General features: G+C 45.6%; 5 protein-coding genes. 3 read left to right on the top strand and 2 right to left on the bottom strand.

Features of this window, described 5'->3' with window-relative positions:
* Nucleotides 1–180 precede the first annotated feature (180 nt).
* Nucleotides 181–1125, bottom strand: coding sequence for a 23S rRNA pseudouridine(955/2504/2580) synthase RluC (rluC, locus tag JC606_RS22340; RefSeq protein WP_198779472.1), 945 nt, complete (start codon nucleotides 1123–1125; stop codon nucleotides 181–183).
* A gap of 619 nt (nucleotides 1126–1744) precedes the next feature.
* Between rluC and rne the strand changes: the two genes are divergently transcribed.
* Nucleotides 1745–4894 carry a ribonuclease E gene (rne, locus tag JC606_RS22345; RefSeq protein WP_198779473.1) on the top strand — a complete coding sequence of 1050 codons (3150 nt, stop codon included), beginning with the start codon at nucleotides 1745–1747 and terminating at the stop codon, nucleotides 4892–4894.
* A 258-nt stretch (nucleotides 4895–5152) separates the two neighbouring features.
* On the top strand, nucleotides 5153–6700 hold the full coding sequence (locus tag JC606_RS22350) for a SulP family inorganic anion transporter (protein ID WP_008220276.1): 1548 nt from the start codon (nucleotides 5153–5155) through the stop codon (nucleotides 6698–6700).
* A 101-nt stretch (nucleotides 6701–6801) separates the two neighbouring features.
* On the opposite strand, the gene JC606_RS22355 is transcribed toward JC606_RS22350, so the two are convergent.
* Entirely contained in the window at nucleotides 6802–7251 is a 450-nt protein-coding gene (locus tag JC606_RS22355) for a low molecular weight protein-tyrosine-phosphatase (RefSeq protein WP_137408097.1), read from the bottom strand.
* 84 nt (nucleotides 7252–7335) lie between these two features.
* Here JC606_RS22355 and cobO point away from each other — a divergent pair, with 84 nt between their 5' ends.
* Entirely contained in the window at nucleotides 7336–7941 is a 606-nt protein-coding gene (cobO, locus tag JC606_RS22360) for a cob(I)yrinic acid a,c-diamide adenosyltransferase (protein WP_137408096.1), read from the top strand.
* The last annotated feature ends 148 nt before the right edge of the window (nucleotides 7942–8089 follow it).

The raw sequence follows: 8089 nt of genomic DNA on the forward strand, positions 1-8089 counted from the left end.
GCTGACGCTGTCAGTTGAGGTGGGGAGTCCATACCATTGAGCGAGTTGGGGATCTCTTGTAACAAGCACAAACAAAAAAGGTTGACGAAATTCGTCAACCTTTCTCAATTATAGATACTGAAGAACAAATTTAGAGACACTCTATACCTTCGTATCTCGTATCTCGTATCTCGTATCTTCTTAAAGCTTACGTAAACCAGTCAGCGCTTTTTCTAATCGCGCTTCCATCGGAGCTGAGATATCCATCTTCTCTTCGCTACCCGGATGCGTAAACTTGATGTTTGCTGCATGTAGGAACAAACGATCCAACCCAACCTTTCCCGTGTAAGCATCAAAACGACGATCACCATATCGGTCATCCCATGCTATTGGGTGGCCCGTATATTGAGTGTGTACACGAATTTGGTGCGTTCGACCGGTAATCGGGCTCGCTTGAATCAGTGTCGCATCTTTGAACTTCTCTAAAACCTTAAAACGGGTTTCCGAGGCTTTACCATTCGGGTTAACACGAACGATACTGTTTACTTCATTTTTCAGCAGAGGCGCGTTCACCACCTTACAGCTGTTCTTCCACTCGCCCATCACTAAAGCGAAATAGTATTTTTGAACCGTTTTTTCACGGAATTGCGCTTGAAGATGTCTTAGCGCCGAGCGCTTCTTAGCAACAAGCAAGATGCCAGACGTATCTCTATCGATACGGTGCACTAACTCGAGAAAGCGAGCTTCAGGACGAAGTGCACGCAATGCTTCAATTGCGCCAAACTTAAGTCCACTACCGCCATGAACGGCAGTGCCCGATGGTTTATTTAGAATCAGAATGTGATCATCTTCATAAATGATGCACTGTTCCAATTCTGAAACCTTGTTGAGTTTCGTGCTTGGCACGTTCTCTTCGACTTTCTCTTCAATGGTAACTGGCGGGATACGAACTAAATCACCAGCTTTTAGTTTGTACTCAGCCTTGATGCGTTTTTTGTTTACGCGGACTTCGCCTTTACGCACGATTCGGTAAATCATGCTTTTCGGGATGTTTTTTAATTGGTTGCGTAAGAAGTTATCAATACGCTGACCAGCCATATCTTCGTCAATATCGACAAATTGGACTTGGGTTCTAATTTCGCTCATTGCGCTATTGTATCACTGTCACTTTTGATAATTGAGATTTTCTTAGGTCTATTCTGAACTAATTTACTCTTAATTCTTGATCATCTACCACCAAATGGTCGCTAAAGTTCTATATTTCTTTGATTCTTCGAACAAAAAAGCACCAAGATTCCTGCAAATTAAAATATCAATTGATAAATTATTTATAGACAGTGAGTTAGAGCTATCAAAACACAAACAAAAACTGTTTTTTTTACAGCATTCCGACAAAGCAGATTGCTGTGTTTACCGACCACTGCTATAGTTCACAGCTGCTACCAACGGTTTGACTAAAATTTAAACAGACAGTCGTTCATAAGCAAGTAAATGAGTAGATAACTCAGATTAGACAGTGCTGCAATTGGCGTAAGACACAGTCAACTGAGTCCCCTTATCGCTCTACTCACGTACGCTCATGTTGAGTATTCACCGCCACATCGCGGATCATAGGCTAACTCCCTATGATGACTGACGTGCCCCAGAGCATCCCTCTCCAGCCGGGAGGCTGCACCGATAAAGCCATGGGATCTGGCACCATGAGAAACGAAATAAAGCGATAAGAACAATGATGAAAATAAGAAAAGACAACGAGTATTTCTAAATGAAAAGAATGTTAATTAACGCAACTCAAAAAGAAGAGTTGCGTGTCGCTTTGGTTGACGGCCAGCGACTATTCGATCTAGATATCGAAAGTCCAGGTCATGAGTCAAAGAAAGCGAATATCTACAAAGGACGTATTACCCGTATTGAACCAAGCCTAGAAGCGGCATTCGTTGATTACGGCGCAGAACGTCACGGTTTCCTCCCTCTTAAAGAAATTGCCCGCGAATACTTCCCTGAAGGTTATACATACCAAGGCCGTCCTAGCATTAAAGAAGTGCTAAAAGAAGGCCAAGAAGTAATCGTACAAGTAGAGAAAGAAGAACGTGGTAGCAAAGGTGCTGCACTGACAACTTTCATCTCTTTGGCAGGTAGTTACTTAGTTCTTATGCCAAACAACCCTCGTGCAGGCGGTATTTCTCGTCGTATCGAAGGTGACGAACGCACCCAACTGAAAGCAGCATTGAGCACTCTTGAGCTTCCTCAAGGTATGGGCTTAATCGTGCGTACAGCGGGCGTTGGCAAAAGCGCAGAAGAGCTAGAGTGGGACCTAAATGTTCTATTGAATCACTGGGGCGCTATCAAGCAAGCTTCTGATTCAAATGCAGCTCCTTTCCTAATTCACCAAGAAAGTAACGTTATTGTTCGCGCAATTCGTGACTACCTACGTCGTGACATCGGCGAGATTCTAATCGACAGCAACACTATTTTTGAACGTGCTCAAGCGCACATTCAACTAATACGCCCAGATTTCATGAATCGCGTTAAGAAGTACGATGGTGAAGTACCACTATTCAGTCACTACCAGATTGAAAGCCAGATCGAATCGGCTTTCCAACGTGAAGTTCGCCTTCCTTCTGGTGGTTCTATCGTAATCGATCCAACAGAAGCGCTAACTTCTATCGATATCAACTCAGCTCGTGCAACAAAGGGCGGTGATATCGAAGAGACAGCACTTAACACTAACCTAGAAGCAGCCGATGAAATTGCACGTCAATTACGTCTACGTGACCTAGGTGGTCTTGTTGTTATCGACTTTATCGATATGACTCCGGTTCGCCACCAACGCGAAGTTGAAAGCCGCCTACGTGATGCCGTTCGTCTAGACCGTGCTCGTGTACAAATTGGCCGAATTTCTCGCTTTGGTCTTCTAGAGATGTCTCGTCAACGTTTGAGCCCATCACTAGCAGAAGCAAGCCACCACATTTGTCCTCGTTGTACAGGTACTGGTGTTGTTCGTGATAACGAATCTCTAGCACTGTCTGTTCTACGTTTGATTGAAGAAGAAGCTCTGAAAGACAACACAGCACAAGTACTTGCTGTTGTGCCTGTTCCTATCGCGTCTTACCTTCTGAACGAAAAACGTCGCTCAGTAAACCACATCGAGAAGAACCAAGAAGTTAAGATCACTGTTGTTCCTAACTCTGACATGGAAACACCGCACTTTGAGGTTATCCGTGTTCGTGAAGGCGAAGAGTTCGATCTACTTTCTTACCTACTTCCTAAGAAGCTAGATGCTCTGAAAGAAGCAGAAAGCAAAGAACCTGCAGAACAAGCAATTCGCCCTAAGAAGATCGAAGAGCCAGCTCTGAAAGGCTTCGCTGCTCCAGCTCAATCAGCACCGACTCCAGCGCCAGCACCAAAAGCGGCACAAGAGAAGAAAGCTGAACCAGTAGCACAAGAATCAGGCCTAATTGGTCGCTTCTTTAAGGCTATCGGTAGTTTCCTATTTGGCTCTTCAACTCAAGAAGAGAAGCAAGAAGAGAAACAAACTGAAGAGAAGCCTAAAAACAACCGCAATGGCAACCGTCAACGCCGTGACCGTAACGATAACCGCCGCCGTAACCAACGTGGTGAGCGTGGTGACAACCGTAACGATAACCGTGACAACAAACGCCGTCGCAAGCCTGCACGTGATGAGAAGTCTGAAGAGCAGAAAGATGCAGCTCCACAGCAAAATCGTCAACCTCGTAAGCCTAAGCAAGATCGCCGCAACAAGCAGCGTGACGAGCAGAAGCAACGCGAAGAGCAAGCACCATCTAAATTAGCAGAAGAAGGCCTACAGCTAGCGGCAGACGCACAAGCTGGTAAGTCAGATGCGCCAAAGGCTAAGCCTGAAGCGAAAGCTGCTAAGATCAAAGAGCGTCGCCAACGTCGTAAGCTGAACAAGCAAGTTCGTGTTAAAGACCAGCAAGCTCAAGCAGACGCTGCTGAAAACTCAACTAAGGAACAAAAAGCACCATCTGTTTCTAAAGAGCAAGCAGCAGCGAAAAACAAATCAGTAGCGCAAGAGCAGCAAGTTGAAGCAACTCAAGCAAATGGCGAGCGGTCTGAACAGGAAGAACCGAAACAACGTCGTAACCGTCGTTCTCCACGTCACCTACGTGCAAGTGGTCAACGTCGTCGTCGCGGTCGTGATCGTCGCCCTAACCCATTCCGCCTGCGTAAAGGTGGTGTAGCTTCTCCAGAGATGGCTATGGGTAAAGTGATGCCTCGCTTCATTCCGAAACCTCACCACAAACAGGCAAAACCTGAAGTGGCAGAAGTAGCAGTTGAAACGCAAACAGTGGTTAATACTCAAGAGCAAAATGTCGCTCAAGAGGCAGCTCCACAAAGCAGCGTTGTAATGGCTGGCGGTTTTGCATGTCCTGAACTGGCAATGGGTAAAGTGATTATCCGCCGTGAAGAGACTGCAGTAACTCAAGCACCAGTTGTTGAAGCTAAAGTAACTGAAGCTCCTGCTGTTGTTGAAGAAGCTCCAGTGGTTGTCGAAGCGAAAGTTGAGGCACCTGTCGTTGAAACTCCAGTCGTTGAAGCACCAGTGGAGACTGTGAAAGCTGAGGAAGCAGTTGCTGAAGCACCAGCAGTTGAAGCTGAAGCGGCTGTAGTTGAACCAGCAAAAGTAGTTGAAGCACCGAAAGCTGAAGTGAAAGTTGAAGAAGCGCCTGTTGCAAAAGCAGAAACGCCAAAAGCAACGGTTGCGAAAAAGCAAGCGGGCTCACCAATGACTAAAGCTCCTGGTCCTCAAGAGATCAAAGAGATTGAAGTGGTTGCAGCACCGTTCCGCACTGAACGTTTTGTACCAAAAGGTGCAGGCAGTCAGGTCGCGTCAAACAAAGCTGGTGCAGGCATGACTAAGCCAAACTACTAGTTTTTACTACTGAGTAATCATTAGAAAATCGAATCAAAGGCTGCTTATTTAAGCAGCCTTTTTCTTATCTGCTAATCGAATAAAAATTAATAGATATATTACTCAAAATTGGGTTCTACCTTGAACTTAGTCACAATTTTGGGTAGCATTCGCGCACTTATCTTTTCGACACTTAGCTATTGCCGCTCTTTTTCATCACTGTTTAGCTACGCAATACACTCGTGTCGGTAAATCCATTTTAAGCATAGCTGAGCACACATGTTCGAATTCCCACAATTTTCTAAGCACTCTGTAAAGAATGACGTACTGTCAGGCCTTACCGTAGCACTTGCTCTGGTACCTGAAGCTGTAGCATTCGCCTTTGTTGCTGGCGTTGACCCAATGGTTGGTCTGTACGCAGCATTCATCGTAGGTCTTATCACTTCAATCTTCGGTGGCCGCCCAGGCATGATTTCTGGTGCGACTGGCGCGATGGCTGTTGTAATGGTAAGCCTAGTTGCAACTCATGGTGTTCAATACCTATTCGCGGCAATTATGCTAGCTGGCCTACTGCAAATTGCAGCAGGTGTCTTCAAGCTAGGTAAATTTATCCGCATCGTTCCACACCCAGTAATGATTGGTTTCGTGAACGGCTTAGCTATCGTTATTTTCCTAGCTCAACTTGGTCAATTCAAAGCACCGGATCTAACAGGTGCATTAACTTGGCTACCAAGCGACCAGATGACTCTGATGTTAGGCCTAGTGGCACTAACTATGGCGATCATCCACTTCCTACCAAAACTGACGACAGCAGTACCATCTTCATTGGTTGCTATCGTAACTGTAACGGCATTGGTTGTAGGTCTTGATCTTGAAACTCGTACAGTTGTTGATTTCCTACGTACTATGTCTGGTGACGAAGCAGCAACGCTGGCGGGTTCTCTACCGACCTTCTCTATTCCAGCAGTACCGTTTAACCTAGAAACGCTATACATCATCCTACCTTACGCAGTGATCCTTGCAGCGATTGGTCTAATCGAATCGCTACTAACGCTAACAGTACTAGACGAGATGACAAACACTCGTGGTCAATCTAACCGTGAATGTGTTGGTCAAGGTATGGCTAACGTGACGTGTTCAGTATTTGGCGCGATGGGTGGTTGTGCAATGATTGGTCAGTCAATGATCAACGTAAACTCTGGTGGCCGTGGTCGTCTATCGGGCATCGTTGCTGCTGTGGCATTGCTAATGTTCATCCTATTCGGTTCAGCACTTATCGAAATGATCCCGCTAGCGGCGCTAGTTGGTGTGATGTTCATGGTTGTTATTGGTACATTCGAATGGGCAACCTTCAAGCTTGCACGTCGCGTACCTAAGCAAGACTTCTTCGTTATCGTTCTTGTTACGGTTGTGACAGTAATGACTGACCTAGCGGTTGCTGTATTTGTGGGTGTTATTGCATCTGCACTGATGTTTGCATGGCAGCATGCTAAGCACATCTACGCGGATACTTGCATCAACGAAGCGGGTTCAAAAGAGTACAAAGTAAACGGTCCAATCTTCTTCGGTTCAACAGCGAACTTCCTTGAGTTATTTGACGCACATGAAGATCCACAAGACGTTATCGTTGATTTCGCGAACTCTCGCGTAACCGACCACTCTGCTATTGAAGCAATTGATACCATTGCTGAGCGTTACGCAGCACAAGGTAAAACGCTGCACCTTCGTCACCTAAGCCAAGACTGTGTTGCTATGCTGCACAAAGCAGGTAGCTTAGTAGAAGCAAACGTAGCAGAAGATCCAATCTACAAAGTAATGTCTAAGTAATCTTAAACATCACTTTACGTTAGATATAGAAAGGCCGACATTCAATGTCGGCCTTTTTTATACTTCGCGTGCAAGCGTTCTACTGCTTTATACCCTCGATATCAAATCGACCTTAATATCGCTTCACTAGATTCTTCGATTAAGTCCAAAACCAGTTCGAACCCATCACCCTCTCCATAATACGGATCAGGAACTTCTTGATACTGCGAGTCACCGAAACTCAAAAACAACGCCAGTTTGTATTGCAAGTGTGCCGGACATTGGCTCATTAAGTCAGTCAAGTTAGCTCTATCTGCTGCGAGTATTAGGTCAAACTCTTCAAAATCATTTGCGACGACTTTTCGTGAAGTAATGCCTTTAAAGCTATAGCCCCGCTTCTCTCCTGCCGCTTTGGAGCGTGAATCCGGCGGACTGCCTTGATGGAAGCCAATCGTCCCCGCAGAGTCGACTAGAACATCAATATTGAACTGCTTCGCCTTCTTTCGTAATACCGCTTCACCCGTTGGCGAGCGACAAATATTCCCCATGCAAACCACGAGTATCTTTTTCATCCGTAATCACCTGTTCTTCCGATGGTTTTTGCTATCGTTAAGTTAGGCTATGATAGGCGCAATCACAACTTAAAAGGATTTGTTATGTCGACTGAAGACAACAAAGAACAACGTCATAAAGCAAGACAACAGAAAGTAAAAGAACAAGTCGATGCTCGTGTCGCTGCAGCTCAAGAAGTAAAAGGCCTGTTACTGGTCATCACTGGTAATGGTAAAGGCAAATCGACCTCAGGCTTTGGTACCATAACTCGCGCAGTAGGCCACGGTAAGAAATGTGCGGTTGCTCAGTTTGTTAAAGGCACTTGGGATAACGGCGAAAAGAATGTCCTGCAAAAGCTAGATGTTGAATTTCAGGTGATGGGCACTGGTTTTACCTGGGAAACGCAAAACAAAGCGCAAGATATCGAAGCGGCACAACGCGTATGGACAGAGTGTAAACGCATGCTGGCTGACGAGTCGATTGATGTGATTCTATTTGATGAGCTGACTTACATGGTGAGCTACGGTTACATTGAGCTAGATGAAGTAGTTGATGCGCTTAACAACCGTCCGAAGATGCAATCAGTGATCATTACAGGCCGTGGTGCACACCGCACACTAACTGAAATGGCAGACACCGTATCAGAGGTACGTAACGTAAAACACGCATTTGAATCTGGTGTTAAAGCGCTACAAGGCGTTGACTGGTAATCACCTTCAACCAGAGCTCCCGGACTCAGTCATTCTTCCCTCTCGAGGATGACGACTACTAGGCCGTTATGCTCTTGAGTATTACCGATGCCAAAATAAAAAGGTTCATCGCGGCTTTCCGGGGAAAGCCGCTTTTATCTTCAAGAAG

This window comes from Vibrio sp. IB15 (assembly GCF_016406055.1).
Lineage (GTDB): Bacteria > Pseudomonadota > Gammaproteobacteria > Enterobacterales > Vibrionaceae > Vibrio > Vibrio chagasii.